This window comes from Clostridium grantii DSM 8605 (genome assembly GCF_900129965.1).
Taxonomy (GTDB): domain Bacteria; phylum Bacillota; class Clostridia; order Clostridiales; family Clostridiaceae; genus Clostridium_AF; species Clostridium_AF grantii.
This window is the reverse complement of record NZ_FQXM01000011.1, coordinates 57,697-80,815: the sequence shown is the minus strand read 5'-3', so window position 1 is coordinate 80,815 and position 23,119 is coordinate 57,697. Positions and strand designations below refer to the sequence as shown.

The window sequence follows — 23,119 nt, the reverse complement described above, 5'->3', positions numbered from 1 at the left end:
AAATAGTGAATGATTAATTGCAATATTTATTTATTATTGTAGTTTTTAGGAACTGTGTAGCATAATTGATGATATTATAAATATAATATTGAATCATAAAATATATACTGAAACAAAGAAAGACAATGTATCAACAAGTGCAATTATTGCAAGTATAGTCATGAAATATCAACATTATACAATTAAACAAATAAACCAATGTTTTGCAAATAAGTAGGCATTGGTTTGTTTGTTTGTTTTGCTCAAAATTAGAAAGAATGTAACTAATGTAATTATATCCAGGGATATTTATTCAAAACAAGTAAGATAACATAAGGTTTTGTTAATACTATAGATGAATCAGTTAAACGTTTATAATTAATTGCTTGAGAAGAGGAGAAAGTAATGATAAAAAAAGATACAAAAAAGATTCATAATATATATATAAAGAATTTTATAATAATTATTGTTATTCCAATATTATCAATAGGAATAATGGCAATGTTTATGTTGATAAGAGAATCCAGTAATGCAATAGATGCAAATATGGAATTAGTTGAAAAAAATATTTTAGATACTTTGGAGAATGAAATAAATGATTCTTCACTGCAATTTAGTAGGTTTTTATTAACAAACAATAATCAAGTTTTGGATACTGTGGCATTATATAATATTTACGATGGTGACAAACAGTATATGTATGAGCAATTATTAAAAAATCAGTTTAATCTTTTAGTATTACCTAAATTGGAATTGGCTGGAATTCAATTTTATATGAAGGGTGAAAGAGAATATTACTTTAAAAATTCTATTGAATTGCCTAGAAATGAGATAAAAAATACAAAATGGTATAAGAATGCTCTAGAGCAGCAGGATAAAATACATGTAAATGTTGAAAATAAAAGTATTATATCTAACAATGGATCATCAAATAACAAAGAAAAAATATTAGTGTTATCAATTTCACCAGATAAATATGATATTTTTAATCAAATTGAGATGGGAATTATGTACGTAAAATCAAATGCACTTAATGTAATTGAATCTGCCAATAGTTGGTCTGATCATATAAGTGTATATTTGGTTGACGAAAATCAAACTGTTTTAGCAAAATCAGATGAAAGATTTGAAGAAGAAATTTTATCTAATAGTTACTTAAAAAAAGGAAAATTAGGTGGAAATAAGTACAATATAACAAAAATAAAAAACACTAATTGGAGGCTAGTTATAATATCAAGAACTAATTTTATTACAGAAGAGTTTAAATTATTTTTTTTGTTAATTGTTGTTTGTATATCTGTTGTTTTTTCTTTGTTTTATATTTTTTCAATAAAATTTTTAGGAAATATAGTAAATCCTTTAGGAAAATTAGCGGAAGTTATGGAGAAAAGTAACATTAGTAAAGCATCTGTTACTGTTGAAAAGAATGTACCATATGAAATACAGGTTATACAGGGTACTTTTAATAAAATGGTTCTAAGAATTAGACAGCTTATTTTAGAAAATGAAAAAAAAGAAATTGAAAAGCATAAAGAAGAACTACGAGCACTGCAATTTCAGATGAATCCTCATTTTTTATCTAATACATTAAGCACAATTCGTTTTATGGCACAGGTAGCAAAATACGATGGAATAAGAAAAATGACTGAGTCATTAATTCAAATATTAGATTGTTCTTTTAGAAGCAATGAAAGCTTTCATACATTATATGAGGAAGTAGAGATGCTTAATTCCTATTTATATATTATGGGTATGCGATATGTAAATAATTTTGAAATAGAGTTTCAAATTGATAAGGATTGCCAGCAGTGTCTTATACCAAAGTTGATACTGCAACCATTATTTGAAAATTCAATAGTACATGGATTTGATGAAAAGCAAGATATAGGTCATATTGTGTTTAAGGTTTTTAAAGAAAAAAATTATATAAAAATTCATATTACTGATGATGGCAAGGGAATGTCAGAAAAAGAAATTGAAGATATACTTATTAAAAGAAATGAAAACAGTAATAAAATAGGAATTATAAATATATATAATCGGTTAGGTTTATATTATGAACAACAATTTAATTTTATAATTTCAAGTAAGATACAAGAATACACAAAGGTGGAAATTGTATTTCCCTATAAATTAAGAAATAAGGAGAATAAAAATGTATAATGTATTAATTGTAGATGATGACGCAATGAGCAGAGCAGCAATTATAACTATGATAAATTGGGAGAGTATTGGATTCCAAGTTATTGGGGAAGCGGCTAATGGAAAAATTGCATTAGAACAGATTCATACAAAGATAGTACATGTTATGATAACTGATATGAAAATGCCTATAATGGATGGTATTGAACTTATGCATAAGGTTCGGCAAGAAAATGGGTCTATTGTAATCATTGCACTTAGTTCTTTTAATGAATTTGAACTAGTAAGAGAAGCGTTTAAAATTGGCATTGAAGATTATCTGTTGAAAGCAGAATTGACTTCTGATTATCTAAATTCTTATATGCAAAATGTAAAAAGTAAAATGGTACCACAAATAATAAAAGCAATTCCCAAAATGAAACAAGATATATTAAAGGAATATATTTATGGAAGAGTTGAAGTACCACAAAATAAATTTCATAATTTTTATATTGTAATAATTGAAATCTCAGATATTGTTAGTGTAAGAAAAAGGTTTTCAGATTTAAATGAAGATTTATTTATTCCAATGATGGAGGTTATAAAACAAATTCCCAGGGTGGCAAAAGAATGTGAATTAACGCAATACTCAGAGACAAGATTAATTTTATGCTATTATGTACCAGGTGATTCTTTTGAAAAATTACATTCTTTATGTAATCAGATAAGTAAAGTACTAAAGAATTATATGAACTTGTATGTTACCATAGGGGCAAGCCCATTGGCTATTGAGGCAAAGGAATTTCATAAAGCTATTAATTTAGCAAGCTTAAATTTATCATTAAAATACGTATATGGTGAAAATAAAATATTTACCCATAAAGACGAAGAAAAGTTTGAGCTGGGAGAAGTTTTAAAGAAAAAAGACATATTTAACCTTTTGTTAACAAGTGTAAAATTTTTAGATAATGAAAAAATGATGCAGGCACAATCAAAGCTATTTAATAATTTGGAAAAAGAAAATCTGGAGTCTCTTAAAAAATTATGTTTACAGATGATTTATTTTGAGGGAATAATGCTAGAAGAAAGTGGAGACAGTATCTGGAACGTTTTTGGTCTATCTATTTGTTTTGAAGAAAAAGTGGAAGGACTTTTAGATGGAAAAGATGTTGTAATGTGGGTTAATAATTTTAATAGATGTGTTTTTGATTATTTTAGGAAGAAATCTTTTATGAATTTAAATGAAACATCATTCCAAACGATTAAAAGATATATTCAGGATAATTTTGCAGATGCTAATCTTTCTTTAGGGGAAGTTGCTAGTTTGGCAGGATTAAATGAGAGATATTTCAGTTCAAAATTTAAAAAAGAGTGTGGAAAATCCTTTATAGAATATTTGCAAAGCATTAGGATTAATAAAGCAAAAAAATTGATGGAAGGTACAACAATGAAAGTTTATGAAATTAGTGAAGCTGTAGGGTATAAGAATGTAGAACATTTTACTAGAGTATTTAAAAAAACTGTTGGCCAATCACCCAAAGCTTTTATGGACAAAATGTGAAAATACATCAAAAAAAGTGAAGAAACATCATATATCCTGTATGAGGAAAATGTTATTTTATTAATGTAGTGAAAAAGTATTTCAAATAAAAGGAGGAAGATTATGAAAATAAAAAAAATTTTTGCATTATTGCTAGTGATTTCTATTATGACAACGTTATTTGTTGGATGCTCTGATTCAAGTACAGAAAAAGAGGATAAGGTTACATTAAAAATAGCATGCTTTGCACCAGATGATAGTAAGCTATTTAATGACAAGGATTTACAGGGTGCTTTTCAAAAAGAACATCCTAATGTTAATATCGAAGTAGAAGAATATAAGGATGCAGCCGAATATAATAATGCTATGAAGATAAGAGCTTCAGCAAATCAATTGCCGGATGTTATGTATATGAAAACGTATATGTTTTCAGATTATAAGGATTATTTATCTGATTTGACAGAATTAGAATCAACAGATAATAATTTGTTTTCAAAAGATTACAGAATTGATGACAAGGTTTATGGATTACCTACTGTATCAGGAAAAAGTTATGTGTATTATTGGACAGATATGTTTGAAGAAGCTGGTGTAGAGGTCCCTAAAACTTGGAATGAATTTGCAGATGTAGCTAAAACACTAAAAGATTTTTATTCCAAGAATGATCCAAATTTTATTGCTTTAGGAGTAGGTGCTAAAGATGAATGGCCAACGTACCCATATATGGAGTTTATGCCAGCAGCAGAAAGTGGAAATGGTGCTTTATGGAATGAGATAGCAACACAGGACGAGCCATTTGCAGAAGGAACTGATATAAGTAAAACTTATCATAAAGTATATGACTTATTTACTTCAGGTGTTTGTGGAAAAGATCCATTAGGAATTGGACATGATCAAGTTTCATCTTTGTTTGCAGAAAAACAAGTAGGAATGATAACATTTGCACCTACATTACTTTCAAAATTACAAGGTGAGGGTAGAGATTTATCTACACTAAGTACTTTCTATTTACCAGTGAGAGATAGTGAAGATGAAGAATTTAGAAATGTAATTCAAGGAGATAATTTCTTGTCAATTTCACAAGATTCTGCTAATCAAGAAATAGCAAAAGAGTTCATTAACTTTTTCTTTAGCAATGAGTGGTATCCAGAATTCATTAATGCAAAAGGTGATGACTCAGCACTTAGTACATATTCAAAAGAAAAGGATCCAATACTTAAAGCTGCAGATGAAAAACAACCAGATATGGTAAATGTTTGTTATGATGGTGGTAATAAGGATTTTAATGACATTGTAGCTCAAACAAAATTTAATTACAAAAAATTAGGAGCACAGTTTTTTATAGAAGGCTTTGATTTAGATGAAGAATTAGTAAGATTAAATGAAGCTTGGAAACAAGCTAGAACAACATTAAATATTAAGTAAAGAATAGTTTTCTAGATTCATTATGCAAGTATTTTATGACTTGCATGATGAATCTTAATAGAAAAATAAAAAGGAGTTTTTATGAATAGTTTAGCTAAGCAAAAATACCTCTTCATATATATAAGTTTAATTGTACCCATTTCTTTATTGATATTGTTTGTTATATATCCTATGGGTGAATTGTTTAGAATTAGTTTTACAAATTGGAATGGATTATCATTAGAACAAACTTTTGTTGGATTTCAAAATTATAGTACAATGATTTTTCAGTCACCTGATTTATGGCTTTCACTAAGAAATAATATGGTGTATTTTTTCACCCATTTATCATTTATACCTATTGAATTGGCGTTAGCGGTAATGTTAAATTCTACATTTTTTGGTTCAAAGTTTTTTAAATCTATAACTTTTATGCCATATATTTTAAATGGTGTTGCAGTAGCATATGCCTTCTCATACTTTTTGTCACCTATTAATGGAGGGTTAAATGCTACACTTACATTATTTGGATTAGACTCACTAATACATAATTGGCTTTCAGAAACTGCAATAGTAAATCATATATTAGCATCTGTATCTTTGTGGAAATTTAGTGGGTACCATATAATCCTATTTATCGCAGCATTACAGTCTATTCCAAAAGAAATGTTAGAAGCGGCAACAGTTGATGGCGCAAATGCATTTCAAAAATTCAGATACATACAAATACCATCAATTAAAATGGTAGTAGATTTTGTATTGTTTACAAACGTAGTTGGTTCGTTACAAACATTTGACATTCCTTTCGTTATGACAAGTGGGGGACCAGGATACGCTTCATATACATTCACATTATATACCATAAATACTGCATTTAAATATAATAACTTTGGATTAGCAGCAACAATGGCTATTGCCATGATATTTTTAGTTGTTATAATTTATGGAGTACAAAGCTTTGTTATAAAATATGTTGGAAGGGATAAAAGGTAATTATGAAAAATATGTCTTTCTATACAAGAACAAAAATAGAAAATGCTATTAAAATATTAGTTTCTTTAATTATAACTGCAGTAGTAATAGGACCTATATTAATAACTTTATTTGCAGCTGTTAAAACTAGTTCGGATATGGTAAATACATCACCTTTGCTATTGCCAGCATTTAAAAATATTACATTTGATAATTTAAAAGAAGTTTTGTCAAATAGATTATTGCCGTATGCTATTAGAAATACAACTATAATTGTAGTGATAAGTATTTTCTTTAATGTGATGATTGGATCTGTTACAGCATACATTTTGGAAAGATTTAAGTTTCCATTTAGAAAAGTTATATTTCTATTGTTTTTTGTGGGGATGATGATTCCAACCTATATTACAGAAATTGCAAGATTTAAAGTAATACAAGGATTAGGATTATACAACACATTAGGAGCACCAATTTTCATATACATTGCTTCAGATTTAACGCAAATATATATTTATAGGCAGTTTATATCAAAATTGCCAGTTTCACTAGATGAAAGTGCTTTATTAGACGGGTGTAGTTATTTTACGGTGTTTAGGAAAATTATATTCCCATTGTTGGCACCAGCAACATCAACACTAATTATAATAAAAGCAGTTGCAATTATTAATGATATGTATATACCATATTTGTATATGCCAAATACTAAGTTAAAAACAATGACAACATTTTTAATGGGATATGCTAATGCTGAAAGTGGCTCTTGGCAGAAATTATCTGCAGCAGTTATTATTGTTATGATACCTACCTTTGTTATTTATGTTATGTTTCAAAAAAACATTATGGAAGGTTTGGCTGCTGGAGCCGTTAAGGAGTAAAATTACAATCTGTGTCATGTAAGATTACTAGCAAGCTAAAGGTAAAGATTTTTCAGACACCCCATGGGTGATTATAATCTTACAAAACTGAATGCCTTAGAAAGAAGAATATGGACGGTGTGCGGAAAATCAAATGCACGGGTTGATTATGAGAAGGAGGCGATTAAGCCTCCGACTTAGTCTACTTAAATATTTTAATTGCTATTATAAATATTTAATTGATACTGTTTAGGAGTTATTTTATATTTATCTTTAAATAATTTAATAAAATATGAAATATTTGCGTAACCTAACCCATATGCAACTTCTGTTACATTTTCAGTTTTTAGATATTCTAAAGCTACTTGTAATTTTTTGTTCTTGATATATTCTACTGGTTTTTCACCAACAATTTTTTTGAAAGAATGAGAAAAATTAGATTCTGACATATATAATTCATTAGCTAATTCTTTAATATTGATAATGGAATGTATGTTTTCATCAATATATTTAATAGCTATATTAATAGGATTAGAGGAACCATCCTTTAATATATTTAAGGCTGATTTATTTTTTATTAAATCAAATACTAATTTCTGAGCATATAAATCAATTAAAAATTCATTATTAGATTCATTGCTTATTGAAGCATTAAAAATACTTTCTATATCTTTAGAAATATCAAATTTATTTTCTCCTAAAAAGAAGTTTTTTGTTAGCTTTAAATCATTTATTGCTACATTTGAAAATTGGGTTTTCCTTAATACTTCATATATCAATTCATTGTTTAATTCAAAAACCAAGGCGGTTGTATTTACATACATATCCATATGAACCTTTGAATTTGGAGGAAGAAGTAAATAGTTATCCTTATTATACTTGAATTTTCTATTATCATTTAAAGTAACGTTTTTATGACCATTAATTATTGTACAAAAACGAGAATAATTATAGGTTCGATATTCGCCGGAATAATTTTTGGGTAAATCATAATAAAGGATTTTAACATACTCTGTTTCAAACCCATCAAGTATTTCAAGTTTTCGGTCAAAAATATTTAACATAGACTCACCTCTTAATGTTAAAAAAATATCAATCTATTCAAAAAAGTGATGTTTTTTTCAATAAAGTGTTAGTTTTTTTTTCATGTAGACAATATAATATGAACTATAAGGTTATAAAAACATCATAGTATAAGAACCTTATAATGTCAACAGAATAGAATTAATTAGCTGCTATTTCATAAACAATGAAATAATTCATAAATATTTTAATGTTAAATATTTAACTACTTTTTAAGGACAATTTCAATCTAAAGATTTCCCAAATACCCCAGGGATAAAACATTTATTAAAATTAATATAAAAAAATAAGATGGAGGTAGTACATAATGAGTTTACAAGGATTTAGAGTTCCAAAAGAAATTATATTTGGTGAAGGAGCATTATCACATTTATCAACTTTAGAAGGTAAAAGAGCTACACTAGTAACAGGTGGAAATTCAATGAAAAGATTTGGATTCTTGGATGAAGCTAAAAAACAATTAGAAAAAGCAGGAATGGAAGTATCAATCGTTGATGGTGTTGAACCTAATCCATCTATAGAAACAGTTATTAGAGGCGGAAGAGAAATGGCAGAGTTTAATCCTGATTGGATTATTGCTATTGGTGGTGGTTCAGCTCTTGATGCTGCAAAAGTAATGTGGGTTTATTATGAATATCCAGCTACAAAATTTGAAGATTTAGTAGCTTTTAAATTTCCTAAATTAAGAACAAAAGCTAAATTTATAGCTGTACCATCTACTAGTGGGACAGCCTCAGAAATTACAGCTTTCACAGTTATAACTGACCCTGAAAATCATATAAAATATCCTTTAGTTTCTGCAGAAATCACTCCTGATATTGCTTTATTAGATCCAGCACTTCCTGCAAAAATGCCAGCACATATAACAGCAAATACAGGTATGGATGTTATGACACATGCTGTAGAAGCTTATGTATCAACTGCAGCTACAAGTTATACAGATCCTCTTGCTATGGAAGCTATTAAACTAGTGTATAAACAACTACCAGTTGCATATGTTGATGGGGATAATATGAAAGCTAGAGAAGATATGCATAATGCGTCAGCACTTGCTGGAATGGCATTTACAAACGCATCATTAGGACTTGTTCATAGTCTAGCACATAAAATTGGTGGAGAATTTGGTATTACTCACGGTCTTGCAAATTCAATATTATTACCTTATATCATTGAATATAATATGAAAGCTACAGATAAATTTAAAGAAATAGAAAAGCAATTGGAAATAAAGGATTTAGTAGAAGAGCTAAAAACATTAAATAAAAAAGTAGGAATTCCTGTAACTTTAAAAGAAGTAACAGAAGTAGATATGTCAGAAGAAAAATTTAAGGAAGTATTAGATAGAATGAGTAAAAATGCTTTTGAAGATCCATGTACATTAACAAATCCTAGAGTATCTTCTATAGAAGATGTTAAAGCTATATATGAATCAGCATATTATGGTAGAACAGCAAAGAATATATAAATAATTTATAAGAGCAAGCGCTCAGCAAGCTTTCTCGTTAAGGACCCAGGGTAGAATAAAATTCCAATTGATATTGGAATAATTACTACCCTGGTTTTTTTCTTCGCATTGTATTATTTTTTATGGTTACAGTATTAAATAAAAGTACAATTGAAGCAATGATTAATTCCTAATTTTTATATATTTCTATTTGTAGCTATATGTATATCATCTCACATATCTTTAAGTTCTTTTGTGGAGCTTGTTGAAGATAAATGATATAATAATGGAAACGGTTAATATGCGGAGGAACTATGGATAAAGCTAAGATTAAAATTTTTCATAATCAATTAAAAGAAAATACTTATAGAATTACATATGTAGAATTATGGATTATTTCAGCTATGTTCTTTGTATGGAGCGTATTTGATTATTATTTATTGCCTTTACAGTGGATGAAATTTATTTTTGTTAGAAGTGGCGTTACCCTGCTAATAGTTTCAATGCTTATTTTTGTAAGTTTTAAGAAATTTAGAAAGCATATTAACAAGGTGTGTTTTATCAGCAATGTAATACTTATTATTTCAATTGCTTGGATGTTGCCATTTACAGAAAATTATTTATTAGCTTATATTATGGGATATAGTTTTACAACTTTGATGAGTGCTGGAGCTATTTTGTGGAGACCTTTATATACACGTATTATGATGGTAATTGCCAGCATAGCCCCTGTTATAAGTTTTAGTATTTATAAAATTCATAATATTAGTACAGAAAACTTAATTGCCGGTGTATTTTATCTCGCTACATTAATAATCTTTACAATTGGGATGAATATATTGAGGTATTCAGCGGCAAAAAAAGAATATATTGCTCGTACAAATTTAGAAACAGCTAGAGAAGAACTTGAAAAATTGTATGTGATGAAAAATGATTTTATTGAAAATATAACCCATGATTTTAGAACGCCTCTTATGATAATTTATAATTTAGCAGGTATTTGGAAGAAAAAAGAGGGAAATAATGAAATTAAAGTTGGGGAAAAAGATCAGTCAGAAGTCTTTAAAACCATATATCTTTCTTCAGTGCAACTAAAAAATTCTATTGATACATTATTGGAAGTAGCAAAAATGGATGCTAGAGGAGTTACACTAAATATAGTTAAATTGCCAATTGTTGATTATATAAAAAATCTGCAGGACTTTTATAACTCGGCACTATATCTTAGTAATACCAAAATATTACTAGAAATTCCAGAAAAAGAGATTGATGATTTTTATATAGATAAAGAAAAACTTGAAGCTATAGTAAATAATATTATATCAAATGCAATAAAATTTTCTGATAAAGAAAAGGGAATTGTAATTATTAAAGTAAAAAATTTGAATAATTCAGTTCAGATATCAATTAAAGATAATGGAATTGGAATATCAAAGGAGAATCAAGAAAGGGTTTTTAAAAGATTTGAACAATTGAATAATTCTAGGAATTTATCATATAAAGGAACTGGAATAGGTCTAGCTTATTCTAAGCAATTAACAGAATTGTTGATAGGCAAGATTTGGTTTGAATCTGAAGGTGAGGGTAAAGGAACAGAATTTTACTTGGAATTTTTAAAAGGATATAAACACTTTCCTATTTCAAAAGAAGAGGTTTATAATATAAATGAGGCTTTGTCCAATATATCCAATGTAGAAGCGGCTGATAACATTATATTTGCTGAATTAAAAGATACAAAGGAGAATGTAGTAGAAACCTTCTTTGAAGATATTGAAAATAGTGAGTTTGATTTAAAAAAATCTAAGATTTTGTTAATTGATGACAATGCTGATATATTAAATATAGAAAAAACTATTTTAAAGAATGCAGGTTATAAGAATTTTATTTTAGCTTATAATGGAAAACAAGCTTTGGAAGCTATTTATGAATATAAACCTGATATTATTATTAGTGATTATAATATGCCTATAATGACAGGAGATTTATTGCATGATGAAATAGCAGCTAAAGAGGAGTTTAGCAACATTCCTTTTATATTTGTTTCAGCAATAGCAGATAATGATATAATGATAAAAAGAAAACGTAAAGGTGCAATGGCATATTTGAAAAAACCACTTAATGAAGAAGAATTTATTCTTAATGTTGAAATCTTTTTAAAAAAATATATGGAATACTTAAAAACCTTTAAAGATGCAAATATTGATGTATTAACACAATTAAATAATAGAAAAAGAACCTTTTATCTTTTAAATAAATTAATTTTAAAAAACAAAGGTGAGGATTTAACTATAGTATTTTTTGATGTAGATAATTTTAAGCAAGTAAATGATTTATATGGACATGAAATTGGAGATAAAGTACTAGCAACTATAGGGAAAACACTAAATAATAATTTGCGTAGAGATGATATTGCAGGAAGATATGGTGGGGATGAATTTTTAGTAGCACTACCAAATAGTAATAGTATGCAGACTATAGCTTTGTTAGAAAGGATAAAAAAATCCTTTAAAATTAGTAATGAGAAAAACAAAACCATTTTATTTAAGTGTAGTTTTGGAATTTCATCTCTTAAAGAAAATGAGGACTATATTTGCAATGAATTAAAGCTAAAAGGATTAAATGAGATTTTTGATGGTGACAATTTGAATAATATTACAATGGAAAGAAAGCTAGAATTAAAAGAAAACATAGTAAAATTGTTGTTTTCTATGGCGGATAAAGCATTATATAGGGCAAAGAAAATAGAATGTAATAATTGTAATTACCACTTTGAAAATAGATACCAAAGTGGAGTCTGCCCTAAATGCGGAAGCGCTGATATAAAAGTTGGAAAAAATAAAATAGTTCAATTCAAATAAATTAATGATATTTTAAAAGATTATTTCAAAATTAACCTGCTCAATTTTGAGCAGGTTAATTTAGCATATCACCTTTTATTGAAGTCTTTATGGTATCCATATAATTAATTTCTATATTTCTATATTTAAAGCTATCATAAGGATAACAGTGCCTTGTATAAAAATAGTATAAAACTAAGAAAGAAAACTTAGAAAGAGAAAATACACTTTCTAAGTTTTCTTTGTTTTATTTTACACTAATAATCTTAATACTTTCCAAAATCAGAATTATTTAAGGAGATTTGTTTTACTTCATTTGAAGATTCTAGACTAAGGCTTTCTTGAGTATATTCTATATCATTTACTTTGTCTTTAAGCTTAAAGGTTGCCACTTGTAGTTTAAGCATTTCTGCTTGACCAGACAGCTCTTCACTTGCTGCTGCTGTTTCTTCCGCAGTAGCGCTTGTAGTGTGTACCACGTTTGCAATTTCTGTTATACCTTGTTTGATTTGTTCAACACTTTGTGCTTGTTCATTGGAAGCTATTGCAATTTCACCAACTAATTCTGTTGACTTAGATATGCCATCAACAATTTTATTTAGGGCATTAGCAGTGGCGTTTGCAATTTTCGTACCATCTTGAACTTTAACAATAGAGCTTTCTATCATTGTAGTGGTTTCGCTTGCCGCATTGGCGGATCTAGCGGCTAAGTTTCTTACTTCTTCTGCAACCACTGCAAATCCTTTACCATGTTCTCCCGCTCTTGCAGCTTCAATTGCTGCATTTAAGGCTAAAATATTGGTTTGGAATGCAATCTCATCAATTACTTTGATAATTTTAGAAATATTATTGGAGGAATCATTAATCTCTGTCATTGCAGTTAACATATTATCCATTTGTTCATTACCTTGTCTTGCGTAGTTTTCTGCAATGGTAGATATTTCTTTTGCTTTTTCTGCATTATCCGCATTTTTTCTTGTTTGTGAAGCTACATCATCAATAGTAGCGGTCAACTCTTCAATTGAACTTGCTTGTTCTGTGGCCCCTTGTGACAGAGAAATACTTGAATTAGCTACTTGATTGGAGCCTATAGCAACTTGTTCTGATGAAACATTGATATTTCTCATAACTAAATTTATTTTATTTGTCATAGATTTAAAAGCTGTTGCAAGTTGTCCAGTTTCATCTTTTGTATGGATATCTATGGAAACATCTAAGTTGCCATCAGCTAAAGTATTTGCAATACCAACTAATGAATTAATAGGTTTAGTCACTTTGGATGCTATGAAGATAATAACAGCGATGATTGACAGTAAAGAAATTGTAAATATTATGACCATACTAATTAATATATTATTTAATTTGTTTTCAAAATCTTTTTTTGGTAATGTTGTTACGATTTTAACATCATCCATTTTTTGAAATGAGGCATAAACTGTTTCTCCATTATAATCATACTTAAAGAATCCATTATCTTTTTCCAAAATTGGACTTAATGCAGGAATATCATGAATATCGGTTCCAACATTATCTGAATTTTGATGATAAAGAGTAATTCCATCTTTATCAATTATATAAGCATATCCGCTTTCTCCAATCTTCAGCACCTCAATTAAAGGCTGTAAACCAATATCTTCTCTAATTTCATCAATGTAAGTGGGTAATAATCCGATTTGAACAATACCAGGTTCATCTAGTCTAGAAACACCAATATACTGAAAGAGAGCTTTATCTGTACCTCTTTCGCTTGGTTCTTGTGCTAAGCGACCATTAGCCTGTCCAATCAATTCAATAAATGGTTTTGTTTGATCAGTTGTATTAAAATCAAACCCATAAAAGTCTTCAATTGTTCCATTAGTAATTACACCTTGTCCATTTGTAATATGAATTTCGTCTACACCAAGACTAATTGCTAATGCTTGTAACTTACTTGTTTCTAGCATGGAAGGGTTTTCTTTTATTATTTCAGCAATTGATTCTGCTAAGTCTAGATTTTTTTCATCTAAAGTATTAAGGAATGTTTCTTCAATGTTACTACGTGCGTCAATGTTATTCTTTAAGTTGCTTATTTGACTTTTCATTTGAGCTTCAATCAATTGCATGACTACGCCTTGTTTAATTTGCCCGTAAATCACAACACCAGTAATTATATTTATAATTAGTAGTATACTGATAATTGGGATTAATATTTTATTCTTTAGTTTCATTTTAGACCTCCAGTATAAGTGTTAAGTATAGGCATCCTAGTGGGATACATATATAATCCTTTTAATAAATATAATCTCTTTAGGTGATTTCATTATCCAAACTATATTTAAAAGGTAAAATACAAATGAGTTAAATATTTAATTTAATTAAAATTTTAATTCATTTACTTGACATTATACTACAAATTTTGCGCTAAGCCAAGAGTTATTACTGATGAAGAATACTATAAATTAAAAATCAAAGACTGCAAATAAATTTAAAACTAAATTTATTTGCAGTCTTTTTCATTCTCAAATATAAAGCTTATATTTTCGTGGAGCAAGTACCTGTTTCTATTAAATCATGAATAGCTTTTATTGAATTTCTTACCATGTTTGATACTGCGATATTTGTATAAAAAGCCATATGTTGTGTCATTATAACGTTTGGAAATTGACGAAGATAGGCTATCTTTTGGTTACTGATAATATCAGTTCTTTTATCTTTATGATAAAGGTCATCTTCTCCTTCGATAACATCTAAAGCTAAGGCTCCTATTTTTTGTGATTCAATTCCATGGATTAAAGCATCCACATCCATAAGTTCACCTCTTGCACAGTTTACTAAAATTACGCCATCTTTCATTTTTGTGACGGTTTCATCATTAATTATATGATAGGTACTTTCTAGCAAAGGGGTATGAAGGGAAATAACATCACATGAACTTATAAGTGTGTCTAAATCTGTATATTCCGCATATTTTTTAACAGTATCATTTTCATACATGTCATAAGCAAGTATTTTACATCCAAAGCCAGATAGATTTTGGATAACGCTTATGCCTATATTTCCTGTTCCAATAATTCCAACAGTTAATTCATTAAGCTCACGACCTTGTAAACCTGAGAGGGAATAATCATTTACATTTGCTCGATACATTGCTTGTTTATAATGCCTTAAAGACATTAATATAAACATTACTGTGTATTCTGCTACGCCTGTAGGTGGATAACTAGAATTAGCAAGAGCTAAACCTATTTCATGAGCATGATTTATATCAATATGGTTATAACCAATGGTTCGTGTAGTACAACATTTTATTCCAGCTTGTTTTAGGTAATCTTCTATATCAGCAGTTAAAAAACTTCTTCCTAAAATAGAAAGGGCATCATAACCATGTACCAATGATAAATTATCTTTGGTGAGTGCATCAGGGACACAGGTTATTTCACACTGATATTCCGCTTCATATTTATCAAAATATGGTTTTTCATCATCATAAACTTCAAAAGCTAAGATTTTCATATTAATCCTCCGTTAATCTGCATGTTTTTGCAAATCATTTATTTGTGATTAAATAGAATTATAACAAAAAACACAGATTAGTGCTAATTTTATCAAAGGTATATTTTATTCTTTTCATTAATATTCTTTTTCTCTAAGGACATAAATAATAGTGTAAGAAATATTCCACCCAAACTTAATACTAATGCAATATAGAATGCTAATGTAAAATCGCCTTTATTTGAGTCAGCTACTTGAACAGCTATTTTTGGTCCAAAAAATGCTGCAGCCGAGTAACCTATAAATGTTATTCCATAATTAACCCCATGGTATTTCATTCCGAATTTTTCTGCTACTACGGATGGAAAAACACCCATTGTACCACCAAAACATAAACCTATTCCAATTAATGAACATGCAAAACCTAAAATTGATGTTGTATTTGCAATAAATAATAACATTATAGCTATAATAGAGTAAATACATATTAACGCTTTATAACGCCCCAACTTGTCGGAGATAGTTCCCCAAAATACACGACCTAAACAATTACTGAGTGCATATAAACTTACATAGAATGCTGCTTTAGTTGCGGATAAACCAAACATACTTTGTCCAATAGTCGAAGCGTTTGAAGTAATCATCATCCCAGATAAGGCTCCTATCATTAGCATGGCTACAATTAAATAAAACTTCGGTTTCTTTATCATACTTGTCCAGTGGACATCAGTTACATTTTCAGTTACATCCTCAGTTATATCATTAGTAGAAATTGAAGATTTATCCTTTACGCCCTTGTAACCTGCAGGAGCAGGTTTTACAAACATACTTAGGCTAACCGTAATTAAAAAGTAGGCAATACCCATGAATCTAAAAGTAGCTAAAACACCTTGACTTTGGATAAGATAGTTAATTATAGGCGCTGCAAGAATTGTTCCCCCACCATATCCAGCTGTAACAATACCAGAGGCTAATCCTTTTTTATCTGGAAACAATTTAATAATATTTCCAAGGTTACCGGAGTAAGCCATAGATTGTCCTAATCCTGTTACAACACCATATGACAAATATAAACCTAAGGGTGTTCTTACAAAGCTTGTTAAAATAAAACCAATACCGAACATTGCAGAACCTAACATTATAGCAATTCTTGCCCCTCCTTTATCCACTAATTTACCCCCTAAAATCATTGAAATAGCAGATATTGCTGTGCTTATGGTGAAGGCTGTCATTACTTGAGATCTTGTCCAATTAAAATGTGCTGCTAAAGGTCCAGCAAATACACTAAATGCATATACGGCTCCCACGCATAAATTTATAATAGTTGATGCAAATAATGATGTATTGCGATTAATTTTTTTATCTGTCATTAAATAATCCTTCTTTCTTTTTATCTAATCTTTCTTTAGTTTTATCCTTATTGGCTCTATAAATATGTTAAGCAATCAAATGCAATCATGTAAAAATACACTGGTTTACATGATTGCATTAATGATAATAATACAACAGATTATTTATTATGAATATGTTTAAAAGTACAAAAATCTTTGTACCAAGAAAAAACTGTAAATTTATTTGTAAATTATTCTAAAAGAACCTTCTTTTATTAATCATTAAATAATATAATTATATGAAACTCAAATTACATTTTATACAGAAAATTATACATTTTATACAGAAAATTATACATTTCATCAAAAATTATAATAAAATGATTATTTTTGTGTTAGAATTATTAGGATGAATTCCATAAATAAGGATTTCTTGTAGTAAAAAAATATATTTTCAGGAGGAATATTTTGAAAAAATACTTAAATTATTTATTAATAACATTTTTAATGGTTTCACTTGTTGGTTGTGCAAATAAAACAAACTCTGCTGAATCAAAAGTGAATAATTCAGCAAGTGAAAAAACAGAAGAAAAAGCTGAAGAAAAAACAGAAGAAAAAGCTGAAGAAAAAACAGAAGAAAAAGCTGAAGAAAAAACTGAAGAAAAAACTGAAGTGAATGATAATGATTCTATATCAGAAGAAATTAAAATAACAGTAGCATATGCAAATGAAGAACAATTAAAGAAATATAACAACGCTAATATATTTATTATTGATGAGGATGGCCCAGCTTTATTGATTTTACCTAAGGAAAAAATAACTGATTTCAAATTATCACATGTTGAGCATGCTGATGCTAATCCATCTGATGAAGGAGAACTTTTATATTCAACAGAAGAATTAACACCGGATAAACCTTTGATTTTTAACTTTTATATGCCAGATATGCCAAGTATTAGAGCATCTTATAAAACTGAATCTGGTATTGAACAAAGTTGTGCTATAGGGGAAAGCCAAATGGATGGCTCTATTTTCTTAATAGACATGGGGAAAGAAACCAATAAATAGTATTTATTCTACAAATATAAGTTTAAAAGATAGTATATTATAGTTTGCTAGTGCAAGTGGCAGCCATAGGAGTTAATATAAAAAAAATATAACTACTATGCCTGCCATTATTGTTTTTTGGTACAAACAAAATTATAGATTGAAGTACATTATTTTATTTACCATTAAATTGACTAAGCTTATTCATAAATAGTTGATATTCCTTAATAAGAAGGTCTAAATCTTGACTAGCTTTGATAATTTCAGTAGTAAGAAGATTTGATGGATTTTTTTCTATTAGCTTATTTAAATGTTCTCTTTTTTCTTCCAGATAAGTAGAGTTTATTTCCATTAAAATGACCTCCTCAAACTAGCGTTCTATATTTTATATAATACAAGAATTGTTGGCAAAAAGCAACATAAAAATATAAATATTTACATAAAATATATAAAGAATACATAAAAACAATATTTTACAATAATGATCAAAATATCATTCAAACTAGTTTAGGGTAATATAGGTATCCCAGTTCAACTAATAATTTATTATAATTTCAAAAAATTATAAGGGTGCTCAAATTTGAGCACCCTTATTAAATATAGAAAAATTTATAATTGTTTTACCATGGTACTGTATCTGGGTCGTCAGCATGTCCCACACACCCATTCAATTGATTCAATAAATTCATATCTTCTTCATCTAATGTAACATGAAAGAATTTTGTGTTATCAATTATCCTATGAGGCTTAACTGATTTTACTAAAGGTTGAAAACCACGCTGTATACTCCATGCAAGTGCAATATATGCTGCAGAGGTATTATGTTTTTTAGCAATGTTATTAACAACTTCCAATTGCAGTACTTTACCTGTACCCAAAGGACTATAAGCTTGTAATAAAATACCTTTATCTTCACACCATTGTACTAGCTTACTATCCACATCACCTGGACACAAGCGTAGTTGATTAACTGCAGGAATAATTTTAGCTGTTTTTAATAATGCTTCTAAATGATGAATTTTAAAATTACTAACACCTATGGCTTTTATTTTACCTTCCATATATAGTTTTTCCATGGCTCTCCATGTGGATTGAATAGTCTCTTCCCAATGATCTCTGTAATAAACGGGATTAGGCCAATGAATTAAATATAAATCCACATAGCTAACCTGCAATCTTTCTAAAGAAGCTTCAAAAGCTAACAATGTCTCTTCATAGCCATGAGATTTGTTGCCCAATTTGGTTGTCAAAAATATTTCTTCTCTTGGAATTCCGCTGTTTTTAATAGCTTTTCCAACCGTTTCTTCATTATCATAACCTTCTGCGGTATCAATGTGACTATATCCAGCCTCAAAAGCAGTAAGAAGTGCTTGATAACCTGTGTCATCGTTTGGCATTTGCCATGTACCATATCCAACACAAGGAATTTTTGTTTGATTATTTAGTGTATATATGTCTTTAACTGATTTCATAAAAAAAACCTCATTTCTAGAATTGATGTGTATACATATTTGAACAATTAAAGTATACACAAGAAAAATGATTATGTCAAGAATTAACCTATGTAAGTAAATAGTTCGATTTTGATTGTAGCTGTTATTTACGAAGATTTAGTCCATTTTAAGGATTAGAATCAATTTGAAATAGTCTTTAATATAAATTCAAATGTAGTTGTTAAATTATTGTTTTATTACAAATTAAATATAATTAAGTTGAGATATAATTAAGCAGTTGATATAATGAATCCATGTACAATAATTATCTTATTAATATTTTTATGGATGGAGGTATAAAAATGAGTAATATTATTGAAATCGATAAATTAACCAAGTATTATGGAAAATCAAAGGGAATAGTTGATGTTAGCTTTAATGTTGAGGAAAAAGAAATATTCGGATTTATTGGGCCTAATGGGGCAGGGAAGTCCACCACTATTCGATTATTATTGGGTTTGATTTATCCAACATCAGGACATGCTAAAATTTTTGGAAAAGATTGTATTGAATTTGGGCCAGAAATTCGTGAAGAAATAGGATATTTGCCTTCCGAAGTTTTCTATTATGATAAAATGAAAGTTATTGATTTACTTAAATATTCAGCTAGTTTTTATAAAAAAGATTGTACTAAAAGAATGAAAGAATTAGCTGATATTATGGAATTGAACCTTAACCGTAGAATTGAAGATTTGTCTTTTGGTAATAAGAAAAAAGTAGGGATTGTACAAGGACTATTACATGAGCCAAAGTTAATTATTTTAGATGAGCCAACCAGTGGATTAGATCCTTTGATGCAACAAAAGTTTTTTGATATTATTGCGGAAGAAAATAAAAAAGGTTCCACAGTATTTTTCTCTTCCCATATTTTATCGGAAGTTCAACAATTATGTAATCGTGTGGCTATTATAAAGGATGGTTCTATAATTAAAGTACAAGATATTAAGACATTAAGAGAAAACAATTATAAAAAGATTACCATAAGAGGCAATCAATTAAATAAAAGTAATTTCATTATCAATGGAGTTAGTAAAGTAGAAGAAGAAAATAATGAACTTCGCTTTTTCTATAATGGGGATGTAAACAAAATTACTGCCGCAATTAGTTCACAAAAGGTTAAAGATGTACTTATTGAAGAACCGTCCCTAGAAGAAATATTTATGCACTATTATAGGTAGGTGAAATTTATGAATATATTTAAATACGAAATGAAAATGTATGGTAAATCTATTATTATATGGTCTTTATCAATGATAGGTCTTATTGTTATGTATATGCTTTTTTTCTCAGCTTTTGCTGCAGATGCTGCACTTATGGATAAAATTCTAGAAAATTATCCACCAGAGCTTTTAAAAGCTTTTGGAATGGATGGAAGTCTTTCTTTGTCAACGGTTTTAGGGTATTTTTCTTTTGTATTTGTATTTGTGCAATTATGTGTGGCTATTCAAAGTTCCAATTATGGTTTTCATTTATTATCAGTGGAAGAAAGCGAACTTACAGCAGATTTTTTAATGAGCAAGCCTGTATCTAGAACTAAGATTTTTATGAGTAAATTTTTTGCAGCCTTTACAAGTTTAACTATTACAAATTTCTTTATTTGGCTTGGTAGTTTTGGGGCAATTATGCTTTTTACAGATGGTGCGGAGTATAATGGGGAATATTTGATCAAGCTTTTATTAACCACATTTTTATTTCAACTTTTCTTTTTAAGCGTTGGAATGTTTATTTCTATGTGTGTAAAAAAGGTTCGTAGTGTGCTTAGTTATTCTATGGCGTTATCTTTTGGTTTATATATTTTGAATTCTCTTAGAAGTATCATTGGGGGAGAAATTCTTGGTTTAATATCACCATTCTATCATTTTGAACCTGCAACTATATTAGCAAGTGGAGAATATGATTTTATGTTGGTGGGGATTAATGTTGGCATTATAGTTATTTCAATTATAGGTAGCTATATTTTATATCTTAAACGTAACATTCACTCAGTATAGGGGGTTTTTTATATGAATATTATTAAAAGAGAATTAAAAGCTAATATGAAATCTCTTATAATATGGAGTGCTTGTATTATTTTAATATTTGTTATGATGATGTCAGAATTCTCAGCTTATTATAATAATCCAGCTATGGCAGATATTTTGGATTCAATGCCAGAAGCTATGTTGAAGGCTTTTAGTATGAATGGTGCAAATCTTACAACTGTAAGTGGATTTGTTAGTATTGCTAATATCTATTTTTATATTATGCTGGGGATTTATGCTGTATTGCTAGGTAGCTCAATAATATCTAAAGAAGAAAGAGATAAAACAGTTGAATTTCTTTTTGCTTTACCAATTTCAAGAAAGAAAGTAATCACTAGCAAATTAATAGCAGCGGTTATTAATTGCTTTATTCTTTTAAGCGTCACTGGAATTACAGGAATTGTTGCAACTATGAAATATCAACCCAGTAAAGAGTTTTTTAAGTTCTGGGCATTAAGCATAGCAGCAATATTTATTATTCAAATTGTATTTTTAAGTATAGGTATGCTTATAGCCTCTTTATTAAAAAGGTACAAAAAAGCAGGAGCGGTTTCTATAAGTATATTGTTAGTAACATATCTTTTATCTATATTAATAGGGTTAAGCGATAAAATTGAATTTATGAAATATTTTACTCCATTTAAATATTTTGAACCTTTGTATTTATTAAATGAGGAAAAACTTCAAGGAGTGTATATAATTATTTCTTTAGGAATAATAGTAGTTAGCATTATTGGAACATTTATTTTTTATCCTAAAAGGGATTTGCATATTTCTTGAAGATAGTTATTTTAAAAGCAATGAATATGACTTTGAGAGTAGAGATGTTATAACAAGTTTAGCAATGTTAATAGAAGAATATAAAAGTAATATATGATAGTGGAAGTGTTGGTTTCAAGATTCTTTTCATCGTAATAGGTTACCCTATATTAATTGCAATTACTTTTTTTGTTTTTCAAATAACTATAGCTTTTGTGGCATGGCTCTCTTTAAAGCAAGTAAAGAAATTTAATGAGATAAAAGAAGGCGTAGAAAAAATAAAAAACGGTGATATTCACTATACAATAAAAACTACAGGGAAAAGCGAATTTGGAATACTTGCTGCTAATATTAATGATATAGGTCAGGGGTTAAAAGAAGCAGTGGACAACGAAGTTAAAAATGAAAGATTAAAAACAGAATTAATTACAAATGTTTCCCATGATATAAGAACCCCATTAACTTAAATATGCACAATGTGGATCTAGAGTTTATTTGGATGTTATAGACTTAGGGAATGAAGTGGAAGTGACAATAAAAAATATTTCAGCTTATGAATTAAATATCTCTGCTGATGAACTTATGGAGCGATTTAAACGTGGTGATGAATCAAGAAGTAGTCAGGGAAGTGGACTTGCATTGTCTATAGCTAAAAGTTTGATAGAGATTCAAAAGGGAAGTTTTATTATAGAAATAGATGGAGATTTGTTTAAGGCTATTATAAAAATGCCAAGATATGATAAATAATTTAAATAATGTTGAA

The 23,119-nt window shown here is 28.5% G+C and carries 17 protein-coding genes and 1 pseudogene; 12 read left to right on the top strand and 6 right to left on the bottom strand.

The genetic code is table 11. The annotated features are described in order from the left end of the window. Nucleotides 1-384 precede the first annotated feature (384 nt). The 5 genes from BUB83_RS11015 to BUB83_RS10995 all read left to right on the top strand — a co-directional run bounded on the left by BUB83_RS11015 (nucleotide 385) and on the right by BUB83_RS10995 (nucleotide 6,891). Nucleotides 385-2,142 (top strand): sensor histidine kinase, encoded by a 1,758-nt coding sequence (locus tag BUB83_RS11015; RefSeq protein ID WP_073338526.1) that lies wholly within the window; start codon nucleotides 385-387, stop codon nucleotides 2,140-2,142. After that, nucleotides 2,135-3,661: a response regulator transcription factor gene (locus BUB83_RS11010; protein WP_073338525.1), complete on the top strand. Its 1,527-nt coding sequence runs from the start codon at nucleotides 2,135-2,137 to the stop codon at nucleotides 3,659-3,661. The genes BUB83_RS11015 and BUB83_RS11010 overlap by 8 nt, the downstream gene beginning before the upstream one ends. A 102-nt stretch (nucleotides 3,662-3,763) precedes the next feature. Continuing rightward, the gene (locus BUB83_RS11005) at nucleotides 3,764-5,065 is read left to right on the top strand and encodes an ABC transporter substrate-binding protein (protein ID WP_073338524.1); all 1,302 of its coding nucleotides are present in this window, start codon (nucleotides 3,764-3,766) and stop codon (nucleotides 5,063-5,065) included. A gap of 81 nt (nucleotides 5,066-5,146) precedes the next feature. After that, complete coding sequence (locus BUB83_RS11000; protein ID WP_073338523.1) at nucleotides 5,147-6,037, top strand: carbohydrate ABC transporter permease; 891 nt, start codon at nucleotides 5,147-5,149, stop codon at nucleotides 6,035-6,037. Nucleotides 6,038-6,039: 2 nt separating this feature from the next. Further along, nucleotides 6,040-6,891, top strand: coding sequence for a carbohydrate ABC transporter permease (locus BUB83_RS10995; RefSeq protein ID WP_341465349.1), 852 nt, complete (start codon nucleotides 6,040-6,042; stop codon nucleotides 6,889-6,891). Nucleotides 6,892-7,085: 194 nt separating this feature from the next. Here the strand turns inward: BUB83_RS10995 and BUB83_RS10990 are convergent, their stop codons facing one another. Then, the gene (locus tag BUB83_RS10990) at nucleotides 7,086-7,934 is read right to left on the bottom strand and encodes a helix-turn-helix transcriptional regulator (protein ID WP_073338522.1); all 849 of its coding nucleotides are present in this window, start codon (nucleotides 7,932-7,934) and stop codon (nucleotides 7,086-7,088) included. Nucleotides 7,935-8,260: 326 nt separating this feature from the next. On the opposite strand from BUB83_RS10990, the gene BUB83_RS10985 reads away from it, so the two are divergent. Both BUB83_RS10985 and BUB83_RS10980 read left to right on the top strand, forming a co-directional pair. Next, entirely contained in the window at nucleotides 8,261-9,418 is a 1,158-nt protein-coding gene (locus tag BUB83_RS10985; protein WP_073338521.1) for an iron-containing alcohol dehydrogenase, read from the top strand. A gap of 293 nt (nucleotides 9,419-9,711) precedes the next feature. Next, nucleotides 9,712-12,255, top strand: a complete 2,544-nt coding sequence (locus tag BUB83_RS10980) for a diguanylate cyclase (RefSeq protein ID WP_073338520.1) — start codon at nucleotides 9,712-9,714, stop codon at nucleotides 12,253-12,255. A 245-nt stretch (nucleotides 12,256-12,500) separates the two neighbouring features. On the opposite strand, the gene BUB83_RS22445 is transcribed toward BUB83_RS10980, so the two are convergent. The 3 genes from BUB83_RS22445 to BUB83_RS10965 all read right to left on the bottom strand — a co-directional run bounded on the left by BUB83_RS22445 (nucleotide 12,501) and on the right by BUB83_RS10965 (nucleotide 17,075). Further along, the gene (locus BUB83_RS22445) at nucleotides 12,501-14,441 is read right to left on the bottom strand and encodes a methyl-accepting chemotaxis protein (protein ID WP_073338519.1); all 1,941 of its coding nucleotides are present in this window, start codon (nucleotides 14,439-14,441) and stop codon (nucleotides 12,501-12,503) included. A gap of 304 nt (nucleotides 14,442-14,745) precedes the next feature. Further along, nucleotides 14,746-15,726 (bottom strand): D-isomer specific 2-hydroxyacid dehydrogenase family protein, encoded by a 981-nt coding sequence (locus BUB83_RS10970; protein WP_073338518.1) that lies wholly within the window; start codon nucleotides 15,724-15,726, stop codon nucleotides 14,746-14,748. A gap of 92 nt (nucleotides 15,727-15,818) precedes the next feature. Further along, entirely contained in the window at nucleotides 15,819-17,075 is a 1,257-nt protein-coding gene (locus BUB83_RS10965) for an L-lactate MFS transporter (RefSeq protein ID WP_073338517.1), read from the bottom strand. A 429-nt stretch (nucleotides 17,076-17,504) separates the two neighbouring features. Between BUB83_RS10965 and BUB83_RS10960 the strand changes: the two genes are divergently transcribed. Continuing rightward, complete coding sequence (locus tag BUB83_RS10960; RefSeq protein WP_073338516.1) at nucleotides 17,505-18,104, top strand: hypothetical protein; 600 nt, start codon at nucleotides 17,505-17,507, stop codon at nucleotides 18,102-18,104. A 154-nt stretch (nucleotides 18,105-18,258) separates the two neighbouring features. Here the strand turns inward: BUB83_RS10960 and BUB83_RS10955 are convergent, their stop codons facing one another. Next, nucleotides 18,259-18,435, bottom strand: a complete 177-nt coding sequence (locus BUB83_RS10955; protein WP_084133522.1) for an aspartyl-phosphate phosphatase Spo0E family protein — start codon at nucleotides 18,433-18,435, stop codon at nucleotides 18,259-18,261. Between the two features lie 268 nt (nucleotides 18,436-18,703). Then, the gene (locus BUB83_RS10950; RefSeq protein WP_073338515.1) at nucleotides 18,704-19,555 is read right to left on the bottom strand and encodes an aldo/keto reductase; all 852 of its coding nucleotides are present in this window, start codon (nucleotides 19,553-19,555) and stop codon (nucleotides 18,704-18,706) included. A 323-nt stretch (nucleotides 19,556-19,878) separates the two neighbouring features. Between BUB83_RS10950 and BUB83_RS10945 the strand changes: the two genes are divergently transcribed. From BUB83_RS10945 to BUB83_RS21280, 4 genes and pseudogenes are all read left to right on the top strand, one after another. Continuing rightward, nucleotides 19,879-20,754 (top strand): ABC transporter ATP-binding protein, encoded by an 876-nt coding sequence (locus BUB83_RS10945; RefSeq protein WP_073338514.1) that lies wholly within the window; start codon nucleotides 19,879-19,881, stop codon nucleotides 20,752-20,754. A 9-nt stretch (nucleotides 20,755-20,763) separates the two neighbouring features. After that, entirely contained in the window at nucleotides 20,764-21,567 is an 804-nt protein-coding gene (locus tag BUB83_RS10940) for an ABC transporter permease subunit (protein ID WP_073338513.1), read from the top strand. Nucleotides 21,568-21,579: 12 nt separating this feature from the next. Next, a complete protein-coding gene (locus BUB83_RS10935; protein WP_073338512.1) occupies nucleotides 21,580-22,377 on the top strand; it encodes an ABC transporter permease subunit in 798 nt (265 codons plus the stop codon). An 80-nt stretch (nucleotides 22,378-22,457) separates the two neighbouring features. Further along, nucleotides 22,458-23,103 (top strand): annotated as a pseudogene (locus BUB83_RS21280) (ATP-binding protein); the annotation flags it as partial. Nucleotides 23,104-23,119: the final 16 nt, after the last annotated feature.

Excerpts from the sequence above, each read along its gene's own strand:
- BUB83_RS11010 (WP_073338525.1), top strand. The coding sequence starts at position 2,135 with ATGTATAATGTATTAATTGTAGATGATGACGCAATGAGCAGAGCAGCA.
- BUB83_RS10935 (WP_073338512.1), top strand. The coding sequence starts at position 21,580 with ATGAATATTATTAAAAGAGAATTAAAAGCTAATATGAAATCTCTTATA.
- BUB83_RS11005 (WP_073338524.1), top strand. The coding sequence starts at position 3,764 with ATGAAAATAAAAAAAATTTTTGCATTATTGCTAGTGATTTCTATTATG.
- BUB83_RS10955 (WP_084133522.1), bottom strand. The coding sequence starts at position 18,435 with ATGGAAATAAACTCTACTTATCTGGAAGAAAAAAGAGAACATTTAAAT.
- BUB83_RS11000 (WP_073338523.1), top strand. The coding sequence starts at position 5,147 with ATGAATAGTTTAGCTAAGCAAAAATACCTCTTCATATATATAAGTTTA.
- BUB83_RS10940 (WP_073338513.1), top strand. The coding sequence starts at position 20,764 with ATGAATATATTTAAATACGAAATGAAAATGTATGGTAAATCTATTATT.
- BUB83_RS11015 (WP_073338526.1), top strand. The coding sequence starts at position 385 with ATGATAAAAAAAGATACAAAAAAGATTCATAATATATATATAAAGAAT.
- BUB83_RS22445 (WP_073338519.1), bottom strand. The coding sequence starts at position 14,441 with ATGAAACTAAAGAATAAAATATTAATCCCAATTATCAGTATACTACTA.
- BUB83_RS10995 (WP_341465349.1), top strand. The coding sequence starts at position 6,040 with ATGAAAAATATGTCTTTCTATACAAGAACAAAAATAGAAAATGCTATT.
- BUB83_RS10970 (WP_073338518.1), bottom strand. The coding sequence starts at position 15,726 with ATGAAAATCTTAGCTTTTGAAGTTTATGATGATGAAAAACCATATTTT.
- BUB83_RS10985 (WP_073338521.1), top strand. The coding sequence starts at position 8,261 with ATGAGTTTACAAGGATTTAGAGTTCCAAAAGAAATTATATTTGGTGAA.
- BUB83_RS10965 (WP_073338517.1), bottom strand. The coding sequence starts at position 17,075 with ATGACAGATAAAAAAATTAATCGCAATACATCATTATTTGCATCAACT.
- BUB83_RS10950 (WP_073338515.1), bottom strand. The coding sequence starts at position 19,555 with ATGAAATCAGTTAAAGACATATATACACTAAATAATCAAACAAAAATT.
- BUB83_RS10980 (WP_073338520.1), top strand. The coding sequence starts at position 9,712 with ATGGATAAAGCTAAGATTAAAATTTTTCATAATCAATTAAAAGAAAAT.
- BUB83_RS10990 (WP_073338522.1), bottom strand. The coding sequence starts at position 7,934 with ATGTTAAATATTTTTGACCGAAAACTTGAAATACTTGATGGGTTTGAA.
- BUB83_RS10945 (WP_073338514.1), top strand. The coding sequence starts at position 19,879 with ATGAGTAATATTATTGAAATCGATAAATTAACCAAGTATTATGGAAAA.